The organism is Paraburkholderia bryophila (assembly GCF_003269035.1).
Classification (GTDB): Bacteria; Pseudomonadota; Gammaproteobacteria; order Burkholderiales; family Burkholderiaceae; genus Paraburkholderia; species Paraburkholderia bryophila.
In genome coordinates, this window is record NZ_QLTK01000038.1 from 43,849 (window position 1) to 62,504 (window position 18,656).

Genomic DNA, 18,656 nt, shown 5'->3' on the forward strand with positions numbered 1-18,656 from the left:
GATCCAGGCAGCCTCCCGCTACCCGGAAACCCCCTCACAAAACCGCGCGATCCCCTCACACGCCCGCTGCAATGCCGCACTATCCAGCGCGTACGCGATCCGCACATACGGCCCAAGCCCAAAAGCACTGCCATGCACGGTCGCCACGCCCGCTTCATCCAGCAGTGCATTCACCACATCCTCATCCGACAGCAGCCGCCTCCCTTCAGCCGTGACCCTCCCAAGCAACCCTTCGCACGAAGCAAACGCATAGAACGCTCCCTGCGGAACCTCACAACGCAAGCCTTCAATAGCATTAATCGCCCGCACCAGATGATCGCGCCGATGCTGAAAAACCGACCGCGACTCCCACACAAACTGTTGCGGACCGTTTAACGCAGCCAATGCAGCATGCTGCGAAATAGTCGACGCCCCCGAAGTCTGTTGCCCTTGCAACTTCTCCATCGCATCAATAAGCCACGCCGGCCCGGTTCCAAAGCCAATCCGCCAACCGGTCATTGCATACGCTTTCGATACTCCATTCATTGTCAGCACACGCTCACGCAAACGCGGCTCGACCTGAGCCAGCGTGAAGAACGTCAGCCCATCAAAAATGAGGTGCTCGTAAATATCATCCGACAGTACCATCACGTGTGGATGTGAAAGCAGTACCTCAGCCAAAGCCAGCAATTCCGCGCGACTGTACACAGCGCCCGTAGGGTTGGACGGCGAGTTGAGAATCAACCATCGCGTGCGCGTCGTAATCGCGAGCTCCAGCAAAGCGGGCGTAATCTTGAACCCACTCGTCACACCACATTCGACAACGACGGATTTCCCGCCGCACAGTTGCACGATCTCCGGATAACTCACCCAATACGGTGCAGGAATGACGACCTCGTCACCTTCATTGAGCGTCGCGGCAATGGCATTAAAAATGACCTGCTTTCCCCCATTGCAAACAATGGTCTGACGCCAGTCGGTATCGAGTCCATTCTCGCGCCGGAATTTATCCGCCACCGCCTCGCGCAAAGCCCGCATTCCAGCGACCTGGGTATAGCGAGTATGTCCATGCCGAATGGCGGCTATACCTGCTTCCCTCACATGCGCCGGGGTATTGAAGTTCGGCTCACCGGCGCTCAGCGATATCACGCCCGCACCTTGCGCGCGCCGGGCGGCGACCCGGTCCATTACACCGTAGGTTGCTGAAGGGCGGGCCGCCGCCAGAAATCGATTGAGTTCGCTAACACTGGCTGCCATCAGATTTGTCTCCACTTCGACAATCCGAGAAGATCGAGCGTGGTGCAACCCTTGCCGAGCGCGTCCATCATCTTCGCTTCTTTGTCCGCGCGAGTTTTGCCGCCAGCGAGTGTTGTCTCGACACTCGCGGCGGGAATGATGACGACGCCATCGTCATCCGCAACGACAAGGTCGCCCGCAGTGACCGGCGTACCGGCCAGGCTGAACGGCAAACCAACGGAGGGCGCGCTGTTCTTCAACGTGCCGCGAACCGAGATGCCCCGCGCAAAAACAGGAAAACGCCGGGCGGTCATCGCCGCAATATCTCGCACGCCACCGTCGACCACCAAACCCACCACGCCTGCCGCCTCTGCCGCAACAGTGAGTACCTCGCCCCAATACCCCGCGACAAAGCCGCATGCCGAGACGACAAGAACACTGCCTCGCGGCACGCGTTCCATGGCGATGTGAATCGCCAGATTGTCGCCCGGTGCGCATTCCACCGGGTAGGCCGGGCCGGCGACACACGCTCCTGTCCAGACTGTCCGGATAGCGGGATCGACAGAAGTGGTCGACTGGCCCGATGCTTCATACAACGTCGACGTGCCGAGTCGGCGAGCCAGTTCGAGCGCGGCATCGTCGTAGTTCATTGCGACGTTCGTCATCATGCTCTCCGTTGGAGTGTGTGATAACCAAGTTCGGCACGCGCTTCGCGAATCGTCGCGCCCGTTGCAATGCGCTCGCGGATGGCACATTCGACGGCTTCGATCTGCCGTGCGGTCTCGGCGACTTCATGCGCCCGCGCACGCGGCACGATCACCACGCCGTTTGCGTCCGCAACCACCATGTCGCGCGAGGCGACCCGCACTGTGCCTATCGCGATGGTGGCGTTGACCGACTCGACCTGCACACGGTCCTTGCCCGTTCGCATGAAGCGACCGGCCGTGAAGAGGGGGTAGCCATCGCCGAGCGCCTGGCTGACGTCACGACAAACGCCGTCGATGACCGTGGCGGCGATGCGGCGCAGACCCGCATACCGGGTCATGATGTCGCCCCACACGGTACAGTCGGTTCGACCGTCGTTATCGATCACGACGTCGTCACCCTCGGCGACATCGTCGATAAAGTCGCCGACGGTGCCCGGGGGCACGGTGGCGGGAGCGTATTTAACGGTGAAGGCCGGTCCCACGACGGGATGGGCATAGTCGGCGAGCGGCGCGATGCCGAGCGCCTGACCATGCAGACCAAGTCTGTCCATCGCGTCGGAGACGCTGGGCGTATCGAGGCCGGTGAAGAGCGCAACCATTGCCTCGTCTTCCGCGTGCGCTTTCCTGGGATTCGTCATGTGCATTACTCGAGAAAGTTATTGAGCGCGGATTGCTTCGAACTCTTTGTCGTGCATGACCTCGGCGACGGAGCGCCCCGCACGGACAGCGGCGACCATACCGTCCTGGCGGCGCGTAATTCTTTCGCCGAGTTCCAGCACCTCATCGATACGCGACGCGGGCACGAACACCGTGCCGCAGCGGTCGGCCACCACGTAGTCATCCTCGCGCACGGTCACGCCGGCAATCTGCACCGGTTTTCCCGAGTCGATCTGAACGACCCGGTTTCTTGCGCTAATCATCGTGATGCCGCGGCCATAGACCGGGTAGGCGATGGACTCGCTTCCTTCAATATCGCGGCTGACGCCATCGATTATCGAGCCACGAATCTGTTTCGCCACCGCCGCGTTCGCCAGAATGTCGCCCCAGCAGGAGATACCTTCAAGTCCGCCAGCGATGACGAGAACGCGGTCGTCGGTCGTGATCGAATCGACGACCGGTGTAATCAAATGGGCTGTCGGCGCCGCATCGGTTTTGGGGCCAAGCTGAATGGTGCTGGCTCGGCCGACGATCTTCGGACAGTCCCACAGCGGGCGAAGGCCATACGTCGCGCCTTGAATGCCGAGAAAATCGAGCGTATCGGAGATCGTGTTGGTGTCGAGCAAAGCAAGCCGGTGGAGCGTGGGAGCGGGATTCATGATGGGTATCCGGTTGGGCAGTGACGCAATCGTCGACTTGCTCGCCTGATATGTAAATTCGCCGGTTGATATCTCTCTGATACGATTTACGGATGAAACGGTGCAGCCGTTTGCTGGGATAAAGACTGACCGATCGGCCCCCATCCGACCATCGCTCTAATGCCAAGGGACATTCACATGGCTACCATTGATTTTCGCCTCATCCGTCAACTCTGGATGTTCCTTGCCGTCGCCGAAGAAAAGCACTTTGGGCGCGCAGCAGAACGGTTGAACATGTCGCAGCCGCCTCTAACCGAACAGATCAAGGTGCTTGAGCAATCGCTGAAGCTGACGCTGTTCGAACGCTCTCGCCGAGGCACTCAACTGAGCGCGTCCGGCGCCGCGATTCTGCCGGCGGTCCGGCAGTTCGCCGACCAGGTGGAGCGCCTTGAGCGTGTCGTGAGGGAAGTCGCAGCCGGTCAGACCGGCGTCCTTCAGGTGGGCGCGATTACATCGGCCATGCTTGAAACGGTGCCCGCCGTGTTGAACGAATTGAAGCGCGGCTATCCGAACCTGAAGGTGTTCATTCGGGAGATCGATAGCGTCGAGGCGATCCCGGCGCTAGAGGCGGGCGAACTCGATGTCGCGTTTGTGAGACTTGACGGCAACGTCGGACACGCAATCGCGACGCTGCCAATCGCCGAAGATCGGCTCGCGGTTGCGGTGCCTCGTGACCATCCGCTGGCGGCGCTTTCTCGCGTGCGTTTGCGCTCGCTCGCCGACGAATCCCTCGTCATGTCATCGCGACAGATCAGCCCGGCTTACTTCGATTTTCTGACCGCCGTCTGCCAGTCGCACGGTTTCGCGCCACGCGTCTTGCATGAAGTCCGCTCCGTGACGTCGCAAATCGCCTACGTGGGATGCGGTCAGGGCATCGCGCTCGTGCCGTCGTCGATGCGAAAACTGGCTTCGGAAAACGTGGTGATTCGCCCGCTGAAGGAGCGTGTCATGGTCGTGACGGCCGCGCTCGCGTGGAATGCGAACCGGCATCATCCGATGGTCGACGCCGTGGTGTCGTGGGCGAAAGAAAACGCTGCCCGAAAGCCGAAAAAGAATGCCCAGGCGTCTGGCGACTGATGGGCATGCGTCGCGGGCACTGTCTTACCCGCGTGCCACATTGCCGACAAAGCATGCAATCCGTTTCCACATTTCAACCGGATTGGAGTACATCGGGAAGTGACCCGAGTGCGTTATGGAGGCCAGCGTCACGCCCGATTCCTGTAAATGCGGCAGATAGGAGAGGCCGGCGTTCTGCTGACCGAACATAAACATCTGCCGGCACGGGAGGTCGATAAATCGGGTCAACAGATCGCCGTGGTCGGAGAGATGAACCATCGACGTAAAGATGCCATGCACGGCCCCCGCGCGCACTTTGTGCCGCAGGCTCGCCGCGTATAGCGAACTCGAGAAGTCGGGCGCGCCCCAGTTACGGTCGATGAAATCGGCAAAGAACTGCTGCGGATCGTCAGAGGGATGACTCACGATTTGCCGGCTGAGAAAGCAGTCCTCGGGCGCCACGTTGCCTTCTATGTCGATAAAGCTCAACACGCGCTCGCGCTCTTCATGAGCGAGCATCAATGACGTCAAGCCACCCATTGAATGTCCGACCAGATGAAATCGCTGGATGTCCAGACGGTTTAACACGGCGCGTGCCGTGTCGACGAGAAAGGGGATAGATAGCGCGGACAGGTTGGCGCAGTCGCTCTCGCCGCAGCCCGGCGCGTCGTAGACAACAAACGGACGACCGGAGAACGCGGGTAGTCGGGCGATATCGGCATAGTCTTCTTTCGTGAAGCCAAAGCCGTGAAGAAAGACAATCGGCTCGCCATTGCCCAATCTGTGCAGCGATGAAATGTTCAAGTCCACGCCGCGAACATTCAGTTCAAGCTTTTCCCGCTTTATGTCCAGCATCAATGTCTCCACGAGTGACGGCCAGAGTCGCGGGCGTGCTGACGGCCCGTTCATCTGAATCTCACCATACTCGCGGATTGCGCTAACCGTGTAAATTCGGTATTTCGTAACGCTGTGATAGGCATGTATTTGGGATTCGGCGGATGGCGCGCAGTCGCCGAGCGATACAAAACGCGATCTCGACGACTACCGCGTTCGGCGAGGCTACCGCAACTGCGTCACCGCAATCAGCAACACCATGCTCCCAATCGCACCGTCCAGCACGCGCCACGCCGTAGCGCGCCGAAACAGCGGCGCCATGGCCCGCGCACCGTAACCCAGACCGACAAACCAGATCCCGCTCACTGCCATCGCGCCGAGCGCGAACGCGACCCGTGCGCCTTCCGGTTCACGCGCGCCGGCGGTGCCGATCAGCAAAAACGTATCCAGGTACACGTGCGGATTCAGCCACGTGAAGGCGAGTGTCATCAGTACGATCGGCAGCGCGCGCTGCACGGGCGCCGCGCCGCTCGCTTCGGCCTGCAAGGCCGCATGGTCGGGCCGCACCGCACGGCGCAGCGCGTTGAAGCCGAACCACGCCAGATACGCGAGCCCGACATACAGCATGGTGTGGACGAAAACCGGAAAGCGTTCCACCAGCACGGAAGCGCCGCCGACGCCCGCACCGATCAGAATGAAGTCCGACAGCGTGCACAGCGCGACGATCTTGCCGACGTGCGAACGCATGATGCCCTGACGCAGCACGAAGGCGTTCTGGGCGCCGATCGTCACGATCAGCGAGGCGCACAGGGCGGCGCCGTGGGAAAAAGACAGCCAGTTCATGAATCGATCCAGTAGACGGGAAAAGCGAACAGGGCTAGTCTGCGGTTTCTCTCATCATAAGAGAAGCTAATTTACGTAATGTGGATTAAGGAACGCTAATGCTCGATTACGCTTTGCTCGATGCGCTCGCCGCCGTGGTGCGGCACGGCTCGTTCGACCGTGCGGCCAGCGAACTGAACGTGACGCCGTCCGCGGTCTCGCAGCGGGTCAAGCTGCTGGAGGAGCGCGTCGGCAGCGTGCTGGTCAAACGCGGCCAGCCGTGCGTGGCGACCACCTCGGGCGCGCTGCTGTGCCGTCATACCGAGCGCGTGCAATTGCTGGAGGCGGAACTGACCGGCCGCCTGCCGGCGCTGCCCGGCGCGCTGGTCGAGCCGTGGCCGGCGCTGCGCGTGGCCGTCAACGACGACAGCGTCGGCACCTGGTTTATCGACGCGGTGGCGCCGTTCTGCGTCGAACGGGAAATGCTGCTCGATCTGGTGGTCGACGATCAGGATCACACCGCGCAACGGATTCGCGACGGCAGCGTGCAAGGCGCCGTCACTACGCAGGCCGAGCCGGTGCAGGGCTGCCGCTCCACGCGCCTTGGGCGCATGCGTTATCTGGCCGTGTGTTCGCCCGAGTTTCAGGCGCGCCATTTCGCCGACGGCGTGACGCGCGAGAGTTTGCGGCGCACGCCTTGCGTCGACTTCAATCCGAAGGATCAGTTGCAGAAGCGCTTCATGCGCCGGATCACGCGGGCGGAGGTCGATCCGCCGTTGCACTGGATTCCGCATGTGGCCGGATTTTTGCGCGCGTGCGTGATGGGGCTCGGCTGGGGCATGTGCCCGGAGCGGATGATCGCCACGCACCTGGCCAACGGTGAGCTGGTGGAGATCGCGCCGGGCAAGCATATCGACGTGGATCTTTACTGGCAGAGCTGGCGGCTGTCGATCGGCTGGCTGGACGATTTCGGCGCGGTGCTGCGCCAGCGGGCCGCAGAGTTTCTGGACTGAGGCGAGCGGCGCTGCCCCGTCTCACTCCGCCGGCGGGCGGCGCTCTTCGAGCACGTAGCCCATGCCGCGCACCGTGTGGATCAGTTTGGGCTCGTAGTTATCGTCGACCTTCGCGCGCACGCGGCGGATCGCGGCGTCGACCACGTTGGTATCGCTGTCGAAATTCATGTCCCAGACCTGCGACGCGATGGTTGAGCGCGCAAGGATTTCCCCGCGCCGACGCATGAGCAGCCACAGCAGCGAGAATTCCTTCGCGGTCAGCAGAATCTGGTCGCCTTGGCGCGTGGCCTTGCGGCGCGTCAGATCGAGCGCGAGATCCGCCACATGGAGCGACGCGGCGTCCCGCACCGGGCTAAGCGTGGCGCCGCGCCGGAAAATCGAGCGCACGCGCGCCAGCAACTCGGCGAAATCGACCGGTTTGACCAGACAGTCGTCGCCACCCATTTCGAGGCCGCGCACCTTGTCGTTCAGATCGTCGCAGGCGGTGAGCAGGAGCACGGGTGTGGAGTGGGTCAGGCGCAGATTGCGCAGCAAGGTCCAACCGTCAAGGCCGGGCAGCACGACGTCGAGGATGATCATGTCGTAGTCTTCGGTCAGCGCGAGATGCTGACCGGTCACGCCGTCCTGCACCCAGTCGGCGACATACCCCGCTTCTGTCAGACCCTTCCGAAGATAGCTGCCGTTTTTCGCTTCGTTGTCGACGATCAGAATTCGCATGGTCTTTCTCCTGTTGACGCCCGCCGCGCTGCGCCGCGCGATGACGGCGGCGTGGCGATGCAGGGCGGTTGAGGTTGAGCTCGGCGTGGTGAACGGTGCCGGAGGCGAGCGCCTGAGGGGCAGGGGCTGCGGGCAGCACGGCCGGCGAAAGTGGCTATATTCAAGGCCCTTTCGTGTCGCTGGATGTGCAGACGACACGACGATAAGAAGAGTTTTTTGAGACGATTGAATTTCTTTTTTGGGTAGAGAAATTTATAACGGTATCCTTAGCATGTTCTCTACTTATACCACGCCGCCACAGGAATGGGCTGCCGTGTCGACAACGGCGAAGGCGGCCGGTTGCGCTCGGTGGAGCGACCATGAGGGTGAGGCGGGTCGCGCGGTCCACCCGTTGAACACATCGGCGTACGAGGGTTTAAACGCCGGCTCGGCAAGCTTCCCGCTGCGTTGCCGCAGCCAGCAAATTCGGCAGCGCGCAGCGCCTGGCGGCTTCGACGCCACAACCGTGGGGGCGCGTCGGAACGTCGCGTTGAAGGTGGGTCGCCAGTTCCAGCGATAGCAGACCTCGTGCGAGCGGAGGCTCGCCGCAGGCCTGACTCGACCAGAAGGTCGTAACCTCGCGTTGTGCCGCCGCGCCGTCGAACAGATGCGCGGGCTGGTTGAGCCAGAACGCCAGCGAGCCGATCACAATCGAGACCAGTCCGCCGGCGAGCGACAGCGTCTCGCCCCGGCGTCTGAAGAAGCGCCGTAGCGACGCAACTTCGCTGGTAGTCGGAATGCGTGTTGCGCTATCGCGCGTGGGCCTTGTGCGTCGCATGAATTACGTCCCGAGGCAAGGAATACCCATCGTATGAGCGCGTGGCCCATAGCAGGATGAGCGGAACATGACAATTTCGTCATGTTCGCGCGCGCTTCGGATTCTCGCGATTCGTATCGACGTTAGCGGCGGCCAAAGCCTTTTGCGAGTCGTCGCGCGGTGTCGCTGATAGCTCGGAAAGCCTTATATAACGGCCGTTTCCTGTTACATCGCCCGAGATCGAAGTAAAGGTTGGGCGGTCGGTATTTTTGCCTGCGCCGATTGTCTTTACAGTGGCGTCCAGACATCCCAAAAAAAGTGGACGCCGCCTCCTCGCGGCGAGCCATCGTGAATGACCTGGCCGTGACAGGAGTCGGAGACAATGAGCAGCAACGGCATCACCCAAGTCGAAACATTCGGTTTCGAACGCATTCCGGATCGCTCGCGTTACGCGCGGCCGATCGATCTGTTCCGCTTGCTGTTCGGCGGTTGCAATACTTTTTCGACCTCGGTGCTGGGCAGCTTTCCCGTGCTGCTCGGTCTATCGTTCAAGGCCGGCGTCTATTCGATCGTGCTCGGCGTGCTGATCGGTTCGTGCATTCTTGCGCCGATGAGCCTGTTCGGTCCGCGTAACGGCACCAGCGATCCGGTTTCGTCCGGCGCGCATTTCGGTATTCACGGCCGGATCGTCGGCTCGTTTCTCGCGTTGCTGACCTCGGTCGCGTTCTTTTCGCTGGCAGTGTGGAGTTCGGGCGACGCGCTGGTGGGCGGCGCGAATCATCTGCTCGGCCTGCCGGTCAACTGGATGACGCTGAGCGCCGCGTACGGCCTGTTCGCGGTGCTGGTGCTGACGGTGTGCATCTACGGTTTCCGCTTCATGCTGTGGGTCAACAAGATCGCCGTGTGGGCCGCGAGCCTGCTGTTCGTGGTGGGTATCGCCGCCTTCGCCGGGCCGTTCGACAGCGCATACGCCGGCAAGGTCGCGCTCGGTTCGGTCGGGTTCTGGCCGGCCTTCGTCAGCGCCGTGCTGGTCGCGATGAGCAACCCCGTGTCGTTCGCGTCGACGCTCGGCGACTGGGCTCGCTATATTCCGCAGAACACGCCGAGAAAACGCACGATCCTCGCGGTCATACTCGCGCAACTCGCCACCTTCGTGCCGTTTTTCTTCGGCCTCGCGACGGCGACGATCATTGCCGGCAAGGCACCGGATTTCATCGCGTCGAATAACTACGTGGGCGGTTTGCTGGCGATCTCGCCGAACTGGTTCTTTCTGCCGGTGTGCCTGATCGCGATCATCGGTGGCATGTCGACCGGCACTACCGCGCTGTACGGCACCGGGCTCGACATGTCGAGCATGTTCCCGAAACTGTTGAACCGCGTGCGCGCCACGCTGCTGATCGGCAGCCTCGCGATCGGCTTCATTTTTCTCGGCCGCTTCGCGTTCAATCTCGTCGAAAGCGTGTCGACGTTCTCGGTGCTGATCAACACCTGCAGTTGCCCGTGGATGATGATCATGATCATCGGCTTCGTCACGCGGCGAGGGTTCTATCTGTCGGACGATTTGCAGGTATTCAATCGCGGCGGCCGTGGCGGTCACTACTGGTTCACGCATGGCTGGAACTGGCGCGCGATGGGCGCGTGGCTTCCGAGCGCGGCGATCGGTCTGTGCTTCGTCAATCTACCGGATCAATTCGTCGGCCCGCTGGGTCAGCTTGCCGGCGGCCTCGACATCAGCATGCCGGTTTCGCTGACGCTCGCCTGCACGTTGTATATCGCGTTGCTGCAGTGCTTTCCCGAACCGGACGGCGTGTATGGCCCGCTTGGACGGCGCTGGCTGCGAGGTGGATCGGTCGGCAATGCGGGCGTGCAACCGGTGGTGCCGGCGACTAAGCTGAAAGTAGCGGCGGCGCGTGCGCAACCGCAGGCGCGAACGCAAACTCCAACGCAACCGCGTCGTGCGGTGCGAGCGGGTCGTGAACACGAAGAGACGCTGGATACGCAGGACGCCGGTTGACGTATGGTTTCCGCGCAACCGGACCGATAAAGCATCAGGCAACAAGCATTCAAGTAGAGCAGGCAAACAAGATGAGCGAGTCAGTAAAGCGCGCGTTTGATGGAGTAAAGCTGTTTCCGTTCTGGCTGGACAATCCGCGCGCACCGGCTGTCGAACGGGAATTGATCGGTCCGACTTCGGCGGATCTGGTCGTGGTGGGCGGCGGCTTCACCGGTCTGTGGGCCGCGATTCAGGCGAAAGAGGCCGACCCGTCGCTCGACGTCGTGCTGGTCGAAGCGGGCAAGGTCGCGTACGGCGCATCGGGCCGCCCGGGCGGGATCATTTCGACGTCCGTCATGCACGGCTTGCCGAACGCGACGCGGGTGTTTCCGCAAGACCTCGATGTACTGGAAAAGCTGGGCCAGGAAAATCTCGACGGTTTCAAGGCTTCATTGACGCGTTACGACATTGAAGCCGACGTCGAATGGAACGGCGAGATGACGGTGGCGGTCGATCCGGGCCACCTCGATCATCTGAAGGGTGACTACGAACTGCATGTGGCGCATGGTCACGACGTGGTGCTGCTCGACAGCGAGCGCGCCCGCGAGCAACTCGATTCGCCGCTGTTCGCCGGCGCCATGTGGTCGCGCAATCGCAGCGGCACGATTCACCCGGCGAAGCTCGCATGGGGGCTGAAGGCCGCTGCGCTGAAGCTCGGCGTGCGGCTGCATGAACATTCGCCGATCACTCGCCTCGAGGATCAGGGCGCGACGATGGTCGTCCACACGCAGGCGGGCAGCATCGTCACGCCGCGCGTGCTGCTCGGCACCGGTACCGCGGATGTCGGCGTGACCGACATCAAGCGCCGCGTGATGCAGGTGCGCGATCACATTGTCGCGACCGCGCCGTTGAGCGATGAACAGATGGCGCGCATCGGCTGGAAAAATCGCCAGGGCATTTACGACACGCGCACCCAGCTCAACTATTTCCGGCTCACGAAAGACAACCGCATCATCTTCGGCGGCCGGGTGAGCTATCACTTCGGCGGCGATCCGAATCCCGCCGCGGATCGCGACGAGAGCACCTATTACAAGCTCGCCGAGGCGTTTTATCGCACCTTCCCGCAACTCGACGACGCGCGTTTCACGCATGCATGGGGCGGTCCGATCGACTACTGCTCGCGTGGCGCGGTGTTCGCGCGGCGTTATCACGGCGGCAAAAGCGTGTTCGTAGCCGGTTACACGGGCTTTGGCGTGGCGGGCAGTCGCTTCGGCGCGAAGATGGGCCTCGATATGCTGTGGAATCGCGAGACGTTGATTACGTCGCTCGATATTTCGCGCAAGGGGCCCTCGTATATTCCGCCGGAACCGCTGCGCTGGATCGCCGCGAAAATTACCTTCAACGCGTTCGACGGCGCCGACGATCGCGGCGGTTGGCGGCGTCTGTGGATCAATTCGATCAAGGCGCTGGGTTTTCCGATGTAGCGATCGAATGGCGGCGGCGTTTTGTCGTTTTGTGCTTGCCGCCGGAATAAAAAAACCGCACCTTGGCGGGTGCGGTTTTCAGTGAAGCGTACGAATCAGCCGCAGTACACGATGCTGTATTTCTTGGTCGCGACCGGCATATGCCACGTGCCCGAGAAGCCCTTGTGCAGAATGAAGGCGTCGCCGGCGGCATAGTGTTCGCTGCGGCCGTCGTTGCTGGTGATCACGACTTCGCCTTCGATCAGCACGCACACTTCGTGAATCGGCAGGTCGGCCAGTTTCAGCGTGCCTGCGTCGCATTGCCAGACGCCCGCGGAGAGCATGTTGGTCGCGTCGGAATAGGCGTTGAGCGCGTGCGGGGCCTTGGCGCCGTCGAGAATGACATCGGCCGGATCGTGCAGGGCCGGGTTCAGGCCGCTAGCGCCGGGGCCTTTAGCGTCGATGCGGGTGAAGGTGATGTTGCTCATGAGGCTCTCCTGGTTAATTGATTTGAACGTCGGGTGTCGACGTTCCTGAATTCGACGATTCGATGCAGGGATCGAAGCTGAACCGGAGTCTGAGCCAAAGCGGCGTAGCGGTGAATTTCGATTTGAAGACATTCAGATTGAGCGGCGTCGATGTAAAGCGGGTGACGCCGCCACGGGTGCGATCCACGCGCCCGGGATCTGACCCACCACATTTCATGTAAAGGACAAGCCCATGCTACACACCAGACAGTTTTACATCGACGGTCAATGGGTCGATCCGCTCGATCAGGGCGAGGCAAACACGCTCGACGTGATCGATCCGTCCACCGCCAGCGCGTTCGAGAAAATTGCGCTCGGTAGCGCGGCGGACGTCGATCGCGCGGTCGCCGCCGCGAGGCGCGCGTTTCCCGCGTACAGCGAGACCACGATCGCGCAGCGTATCGATCTGCTGCAGGCGATTCTCGACGTGTACCGCAAGCGTTACGACGACATGGTGCACGCGATCAGCCGCGAGATGGGCGCGCCGCTGCAATACGCGAACGACGCGCAGGCGTGGACCGGCGTCGCGCATCTGGAAACGATGATCCGCACGCTCGATACCTTCGAGTTCGAGTCCATGAAGAACGGCATTCTGATCCGCAAGGAAGCGGTCGGCGTGTGCGGGCTGATCACGCCGTGGAACTGGCCGGCCTTGCAGATCACCACCAAGGTTGCGCCGGCGCTCGCGGCCGGCTGCACGATGGTGCTCAAGCCTTCGGAACTGGCGCCGCTGTCCGGCCTGATCTTCGCGGAGATTCTCCACGAGGCGGGCGTGCCGGCCGGCGTGTTCAATCTCGTGAACGGCGAGGGCCGCACGGTGGGCGAGGCGATGTCGTGTCATCCGGATATCGACATGATGTCGTTCACCGGCTCGACGCGCGCGGGCGTGCAGGTCGCGAAGGCTGCAGCGGATACCGTCAAGCGGGTGCATCAGGAACTGGGCGGCAAATCGGCCAACCTGATTCTCGAAGACGCCGACTTGAAGCAGGCGGTGATGCGCGGCGCGCGGGCCTGTTTCGACAACAGCGGTCAGTCGTGCGATGCGCCCACGCGCATGTTCGTGCCGCGTGCGCGCGAGGCCGAAGCGCTGACGTATGCGAAGGAAGCGGCCGAAGCGCTAAAGGTCGGCCCCGCGAGTGCGGAGGGCATCGACCTCGGCCCGGTGATCAGCGAAGGGCAGTTCGACAAGATCCAGCGTCTGATCGGCGTCGGCATCGAAGAGGGTGCCACGCTGGTGGCGGGTGGCGCGGGCCGTCCCGATGGCCTGAAAGACGGCTATTTCGTTCGCCCGACGGTATTCGGCAAGGTCACGCCGGACATGACGATCGCGCGTGAAGAAATCTTCGGACCGGTGCTGTCGATCCTCGCCTACGATTCCGAAGACGACGCGATCGCCATGGCTAACGATAGCCTCTACGGTCTTGCCGGCTACATCCAGTCCGGTTCGATCGAGCATGCGCGTGAGGTGGCCCGGCGTCTGCGTACCGGCACGATCTATCTGAACTACGCGGACTACAACCCCGATGCGCCGTTCGGCGGCTTCAAGCAATCGGGCAACGGTCGCGAGTACGGTGAGTTCGGGCTTGAAGACTTTCTGGAGATCAAGGGCGTGGTGGGCTACGAGGGGTGAGCCCGGGCTGCGGTTACGCTGCACTCACGCTCACGCCCTTCAGGAATCGCTAAAGCAGTAATTCGATCGAATGAAACAGGCGGCGTTGCTCGGGTTCCTGCGAGCGCGCCGCTTCGTCGATCACTTCACGCAGACAGTCGAGAAAACACGCGGCCGCCGGACTCGTCGGCGCGCCGCGGCGTGACGTGATGCTGACGATGGTTTCATCCACGGTTTCGCGCAGCGGCAAGGCCCACAGATTTTCCTTCGCGAGCGTCACTTCCGCGAGCGGCCACGGAAAAATGCTGAGCATGTCCGTGTGTGCGAGCAGCCCCAATACCACGGCCAGCGAGTGCGCCAGATGAATGGTGTGCGGTACCCGCATGCCGCGCTTGCGGAACAGGTTGTCCGAGATCGACTCGCGGCTGGCCGGATCCCAGTTCAGCACCCATTCCGCGTCTTCCAGTTCGAGCAGCGAGCGGCAGCCGGCTTTCGGGTGATCGCGCCGTGCCACCACGGCCGAATGCGTCGAAAAAAGCGGCACGTTGTGAAACTCCGATTGCGGCGACGCGGGCGGCGGCCGACCGATCGAAAAATCCAGGCTGCCGTCTCGCAGACGCGGTTGCACGACCGCGAGCAGCCCCTCGAAAAACTCCAGCTGAACTTCCGGCATGCGTTGCCGGAAGCGCCGCACCGTGGGCGGCAGAAACGTCAATGCGACCCACGGCGTGACGCCGATCGACAGTTTGCCGGCCGCCGCGCCGCGCAATGCGTCGATCTCCGCCTGCGCGCGTTGCAGTTGCCCCAACACCACTCTTGCATGCACGACCAGCGTCCGGCCGAACTCGGTAAACGCGACGCCGCTCGCGCTGCGGATCACCAGCGGCGCCTGCATATCCGCTTCCAGTTCGCGCACTGCCTTGGTGACCGCGGCGGGCGAAAGACCTAACGAACGCGCTGCGGCCCGGATACTGCCGGTATCCGCAATCGCCGCTAACGTACTGAGCTGATGAAGTTTCATCTGTCGAATCGGGGAAAGGGTGGCAACCAGAAGTTGCTGGTGCAACGATTCTACGCCTGCCGCTGGAAAATCGGCGTCGCTATGCTGGGTCACGCTTTTCATTGACGGAGACGACACGTGAACACCATGGCCATTCCGGCGGGCATCGCCGAACTCGAAGACGAAATGATCGCGCTGCGCCGCCGCATTCATGCGCAGCCGGAGCTGGCGTACGAAGAGTTCGCCACCGGCGACCTGGTGGCCGAACGCTTGCAGGAGTGGGGCTATACGGTGCATCGCGGGCTCGGTCGAACCGGTGTCGTAGGGCAACTGAAAGTAGGCAGCGGCACGCGCAAGCTGGGCCTGCGCGCCGACATGGACGCGTTGCCGATTCACGAAACGACCGGCTTGCCTTACGCGAGCAAGGCGCCGGGCAAGATGCACGCGTGTGGTCACGACGGCCATACCGCGATCTTGCTCGCCGCCGCCAAACATCTGGCGCGTGAGAGGAATTTCGACGGCACGGTGAACGTGATTTTCCAGCCGGCGGAAGAAGGTCAGGCCGGTGCGAAAAAGATGCTGGAAGACGGCCTGTTCGACACCTTTCCTTGCGACGCGGTGTTCGCGATGCACAACATGCCGGGCTTTCCGACCGGCAAATTCGGCTTTCTGCCGGGCTCCTTCATGGCGTCGTCGGACACGGTGATCATCACCGTGACGGGGCGCGGCGGTCATGGCGCCGTGCCGCATAAGGCGGTCGATCCCGTGGTGGTGTGTGCGCAAATGGTGCTGGCGTTGCAGTCGATCGTGTCGCGCAACGTCGCGCCGCTCGACATGGCGATCATCACGGTCGGTGCGATTCACGCGGGCGAGGCGCCCAACGTGATTCCCGAGACGGCCGAGATGCGTCTCTCGGTGCGCGCGTTGAAACCCGAGGTGCGCGATTACTTGCAGGAACGGATCACCGCCGTGGCGTGCGGCACCGCAGAGGTGTTCGGCGCCAGCGCGCAGGTGGATTACCAGCGCCGCTATCCGGTGCTCGTCAACGATGCGGAGATGACCGGCCTCGCGCGGCAGGTGGCGCTCGACTGGCTCGGCGAAGACGGTCTGATCGCCGGCATGCAACCGCTGACCGGTAGTGAGGATTTCGCGTTCCTGCTGGAGCGTTGCCCCGGCAGTTACCTGATCATCGGCAATGGCGACGGCGAGGGCGGCTGCATGGTGCACAACCCCGGCTACGACTTCAACGACGACTGCCTCGCGACCGGCGCCGCTTACTGGGTGAGACTCGCGCAGACGTTTCTCGTTTGAGGCTGGACGTAACGGGCCGCATCGAGCCCGCGTGGGCGCTTTGACGTGTGCCTCGACGTGCGCCTTGACGTGCGTCTCGACGTGCGCCTCCACTCAGTAGCAAGGACATCACGGAGACACAGATGGACTATTCCGCCCCACCGCAATCCGCCGGCACCGACGCGCTCGCCATGCCGGACATGGCGGCCGCGCAACCTGCCAAACGCAAGAGCCACGCGAAGGCGATTGCGGCGATCACGCTGGGCAACGGCCTCGAGTTTTTCGACTTCACGATCTACAGCTTCTTCGCGACGATCATCGGCAAATTGTATTTCCCGGTGGAGGGACAGCTTGCGCAATTGATGCTGGCGGTCGGGACGTTCGGCGTGGGGTTCATCATGCGTCCGGTGGGCGGCATCGTACTCGGCGCGTACGCGGATCGCGCCGGCCGCAAGGCGGCGATGAGCCTCACGTTATGGCTGATGACGCTCGGCTCCGCGATGATCGCGTTCGCGCCGACGTATGCGGCGATCGGCATCGCCGCGCCGTTGCTGGTGATTCTCGCGCGGCTGGTGCAGGGGTTTGCGTTGGGCGGTGAGATTGGCGCGTCGACCTCGCTGTTGCTGGAGTACGGTGGCGACAGGACACGCGGGTTTTATGGCAGCTGGCAGTTCGTGAGCCAGGGGTTGAATACGGTGTGCGGGTCGTTGCTTGGCGTGGCATTGGCGGCGGCGCTGTCGACTGCCGCGCTGGAAAGCTGGGGCTGGCGCGTGCCGTTTGTGATCGGCATGGCGATGGGGCCGGTCGGGATTTATATCCGGCGTCATCTGGATGAGACGTTGCCGGGTGTCGAGGAGGGTGCGGGTGCGCAGGCGGGTGATCGGTCGGCTTCGACGGTGCCGGCTTCGCAGCCGGTGCGCAAACTGTTCCGCGAGCATTCGCGGGTGATTACGACGGGTGTGGTGACAACCATTGGCGGGACGGCGGCGAACTATATCGTGCTGTTTTATCTGTCGACCTACGCGATCCGGATTTTGCATCTGCCGATGTCGTCGGCATTGTGGGCTGCGTGGACTGCCGCGGTTGTCACGGTGATCTGTTCGCCGCTTGCGGGCGCGTTGTCGGATCGGGTGGGACGCAAGTGGGTGTTGGGGGTGTCGCGGGTGCTGCTGATTCTGGCCGTGTATCCGGCGTTTATGGTGATTAATGCGGTGCCTTCCGTGACGGTTTTGCTGGCGGTTGTCGCGGGGTTGGCGGTGCTGGTCGCGTTTACCGCCGTGCCTAATATCGTGATGCTGCCGGAGATGTTTCCTCGCGAGATTCGGGCTACCGGGATGTCGGTTGTTTATTGTCTCGGGGTTTCTATCTTTGGTGGGTTTGCGCAGTTTTTTGCTACCTGGTTGATTCAGGTTTCTGGGAGTAATCTGGCGCCGGCGTGGTATTTGATTGGGTGTGGGGTGGTTTCTTTGGCGGCGTTGCCGTTTGTGGGGGAGACTGCTGGGCGGGATATTGGGTGAGGGTTGGTTTTTTGCCTTTTTGCGGCGTTTGGGGTGGGCTCTTTATGGTGTTGGCCTTTCCTTGCTTTGTTAGTGGTCTATTAGCGATCCCCCTGTGCGGGGGGCACCTACTTTTCTTTGCCTGCCGCAAAGAAAAGTAGGCAAAAGAAAGCGGCTCACACCGCTAATTCTTAAGTGGGGCCCTCGCACAGTGTGGGTAGTGGTGCATCTGGAATCCGTGCCCTCGCACACTCCGCGTTCGTGACAAGGGCGTCATTCATCCCGCCTCGCGCGATGCGCTCGTCGGCGCGGTGCGCCCCGAACCAGTGGTTTTCGTGTGCGCGGCGGGGGCCGTCGGCTTCGCCTCGGCGGGGCGCCGAAATCTCCCCGGCGCTCACAAATGGTTGGTGACCGACCGTCGGAACCCGCATGGCAGCGAGCGTGCCTGAACGACCGCGAGGCGCGCGCAGCGCCGCGGAAGAATGACTGCTGTGTCAGGGACGCGGAGTGTGCGAGGGCACGGATTCCAGATGCACCACTACCGCAACTGCGCGAGGCCCCCGCTTAGCAGGGGCCCGACGTGAACGACCGCGGGGGCGCGCGCAGCGCCGCCGGAAGAATGACTGCTGTGTCACTGGCGCGGAGTGCGCGAGAGCACGGATTCCAGAGAACCTGTCCGCATTTTTGTGTGCGAGGCGGTTTAAAGATTTCTAGCCACGTGCGAGCGTGAAGCGCTCGCCAAACAGGATAGCAAACTGGTTCA

17 protein-coding genes are annotated in these 18,656 nt (G+C 62.4%); 7 read left to right on the top strand and 10 right to left on the bottom strand.

Annotation, left to right across the window (positions count from 1 at the left end; translation table 11 throughout):
• Positions 1–18: 18 nt before the first annotated feature.
• From BX591_RS32390 to BX591_RS32405, 4 genes are read right to left on the bottom strand one after another with little or no spacing between them, the layout of a single operon-like run.
• Entirely contained in the window at positions 19–1,236 is a 1,218-nt protein-coding gene (locus BX591_RS32390) for a pyridoxal phosphate-dependent aminotransferase (RefSeq protein WP_111935393.1), read from the bottom strand.
• On the bottom strand, positions 1,236–1,883 hold the full coding sequence (locus BX591_RS32395) for an RraA family protein (protein ID WP_244147182.1): 648 nt from the start codon (positions 1,881–1,883) through the stop codon (positions 1,236–1,238). The genes BX591_RS32390 and BX591_RS32395 overlap by 1 nt, the downstream gene beginning before the upstream one ends.
• Positions 1,880–2,560 carry an RraA family protein gene (locus tag BX591_RS32400; RefSeq protein WP_111935394.1) on the bottom strand — a complete coding sequence of 227 codons (681 nt, stop codon included), beginning with the start codon at positions 2,558–2,560 and terminating at the stop codon, positions 1,880–1,882. Before BX591_RS32400 ends, BX591_RS32395 begins: the two co-directional genes overlap by 4 nt.
• Positions 2,561–2,578: 18 nt before the next feature.
• Complete coding sequence (locus BX591_RS32405) at positions 2,579–3,238, bottom strand: RraA family protein (RefSeq protein WP_111935395.1); 660 nt, start codon at positions 3,236–3,238, stop codon at positions 2,579–2,581.
• Positions 3,239–3,415: 177 nt separating this feature from the next.
• Between BX591_RS32405 and BX591_RS32410 the strand changes: the two genes are divergently transcribed.
• Positions 3,416–4,354, top strand: a complete 939-nt coding sequence (locus BX591_RS32410; RefSeq protein WP_111935396.1) for a LysR substrate-binding domain-containing protein — start codon at positions 3,416–3,418, stop codon at positions 4,352–4,354.
• A 24-nt stretch (positions 4,355–4,378) separates the two neighbouring features.
• Here the strand turns inward: BX591_RS32410 and BX591_RS32415 are convergent, their stop codons facing one another.
• Entirely contained in the window at positions 4,379–5,188 is an 810-nt protein-coding gene (locus tag BX591_RS32415) for an alpha/beta fold hydrolase (RefSeq protein ID WP_111935397.1), read from the bottom strand.
• A gap of 204 nt (positions 5,189–5,392) precedes the next feature.
• Positions 5,393–6,010, bottom strand: coding sequence for a LysE/ArgO family amino acid transporter (locus BX591_RS32420; RefSeq protein ID WP_111935398.1), 618 nt, complete (start codon positions 6,008–6,010; stop codon positions 5,393–5,395).
• Between the two features lie 98 nt (positions 6,011–6,108).
• On the opposite strand from BX591_RS32420, the gene BX591_RS32425 reads away from it, so the two are divergent.
• Positions 6,109–7,002, top strand: a complete 894-nt coding sequence (locus tag BX591_RS32425; protein ID WP_111935399.1) for a LysR family transcriptional regulator ArgP — start codon at positions 6,109–6,111, stop codon at positions 7,000–7,002.
• A 21-nt stretch (positions 7,003–7,023) separates the two neighbouring features.
• On the opposite strand, the gene BX591_RS32430 is transcribed toward BX591_RS32425, so the two are convergent.
• Both BX591_RS32430 and BX591_RS32435 read right to left on the bottom strand, forming a co-directional pair.
• Positions 7,024–7,719: a heavy metal response regulator transcription factor gene (locus BX591_RS32430; protein WP_111935400.1), complete on the bottom strand. Its 696-nt coding sequence runs from the start codon at positions 7,717–7,719 to the stop codon at positions 7,024–7,026.
• 415 nt (positions 7,720–8,134) lie between these two features.
• A complete protein-coding gene (locus tag BX591_RS32435; protein WP_111935401.1) occupies positions 8,135–8,536 on the bottom strand; it encodes a hypothetical protein in 402 nt (133 codons plus the stop codon).
• 361 nt (positions 8,537–8,897) lie between these two features.
• On the opposite strand from BX591_RS32435, the gene BX591_RS32440 reads away from it, so the two are divergent.
• Both BX591_RS32440 and BX591_RS32445 read left to right on the top strand, forming a co-directional pair.
• Positions 8,898–10,529, top strand: a complete 1,632-nt coding sequence (locus BX591_RS32440; RefSeq protein ID WP_111935402.1) for a purine-cytosine permease family protein — start codon at positions 8,898–8,900, stop codon at positions 10,527–10,529.
• Positions 10,530–10,600: 71 nt separating this feature from the next.
• Positions 10,601–11,992, top strand: coding sequence for an NAD(P)/FAD-dependent oxidoreductase (locus BX591_RS32445; protein WP_111935403.1), 1,392 nt, complete (start codon positions 10,601–10,603; stop codon positions 11,990–11,992).
• A gap of 95 nt (positions 11,993–12,087) precedes the next feature.
• Here the strand turns inward: BX591_RS32445 and BX591_RS32450 are convergent, their stop codons facing one another.
• Positions 12,088–12,459 carry a cupin domain-containing protein gene (locus BX591_RS32450; RefSeq protein ID WP_111935404.1) on the bottom strand — a complete coding sequence of 124 codons (372 nt, stop codon included), beginning with the start codon at positions 12,457–12,459 and terminating at the stop codon, positions 12,088–12,090.
• A gap of 232 nt (positions 12,460–12,691) precedes the next feature.
• Here BX591_RS32450 and BX591_RS32455 point away from each other — a divergent pair, with 232 nt between their 5' ends.
• Complete coding sequence (locus tag BX591_RS32455) at positions 12,692–14,128, top strand: aldehyde dehydrogenase family protein (RefSeq protein ID WP_111935405.1); 1,437 nt, start codon at positions 12,692–12,694, stop codon at positions 14,126–14,128.
• Positions 14,129–14,177: 49 nt separating this feature from the next.
• On the opposite strand, the gene BX591_RS32460 is transcribed toward BX591_RS32455, so the two are convergent.
• The gene (locus BX591_RS32460; protein WP_111935406.1) at positions 14,178–15,128 is read right to left on the bottom strand and encodes a LysR family transcriptional regulator; all 951 of its coding nucleotides are present in this window, start codon (positions 15,126–15,128) and stop codon (positions 14,178–14,180) included.
• A 126-nt stretch (positions 15,129–15,254) separates the two neighbouring features.
• Between BX591_RS32460 and BX591_RS32465 the strand changes: the two genes are divergently transcribed.
• Positions 15,255–16,418, top strand: a complete 1,164-nt coding sequence (locus tag BX591_RS32465; protein ID WP_208459649.1) for a M20 aminoacylase family protein — start codon at positions 15,255–15,257, stop codon at positions 16,416–16,418.
• A gap of 122 nt (positions 16,419–16,540) precedes the next feature.
• Entirely contained in the window at positions 16,541–17,914 is a 1,374-nt protein-coding gene (locus BX591_RS32470) for an MFS transporter (protein ID WP_176343146.1), read from the top strand.
• Positions 17,915–18,656: the final 742 nt, after the last annotated feature.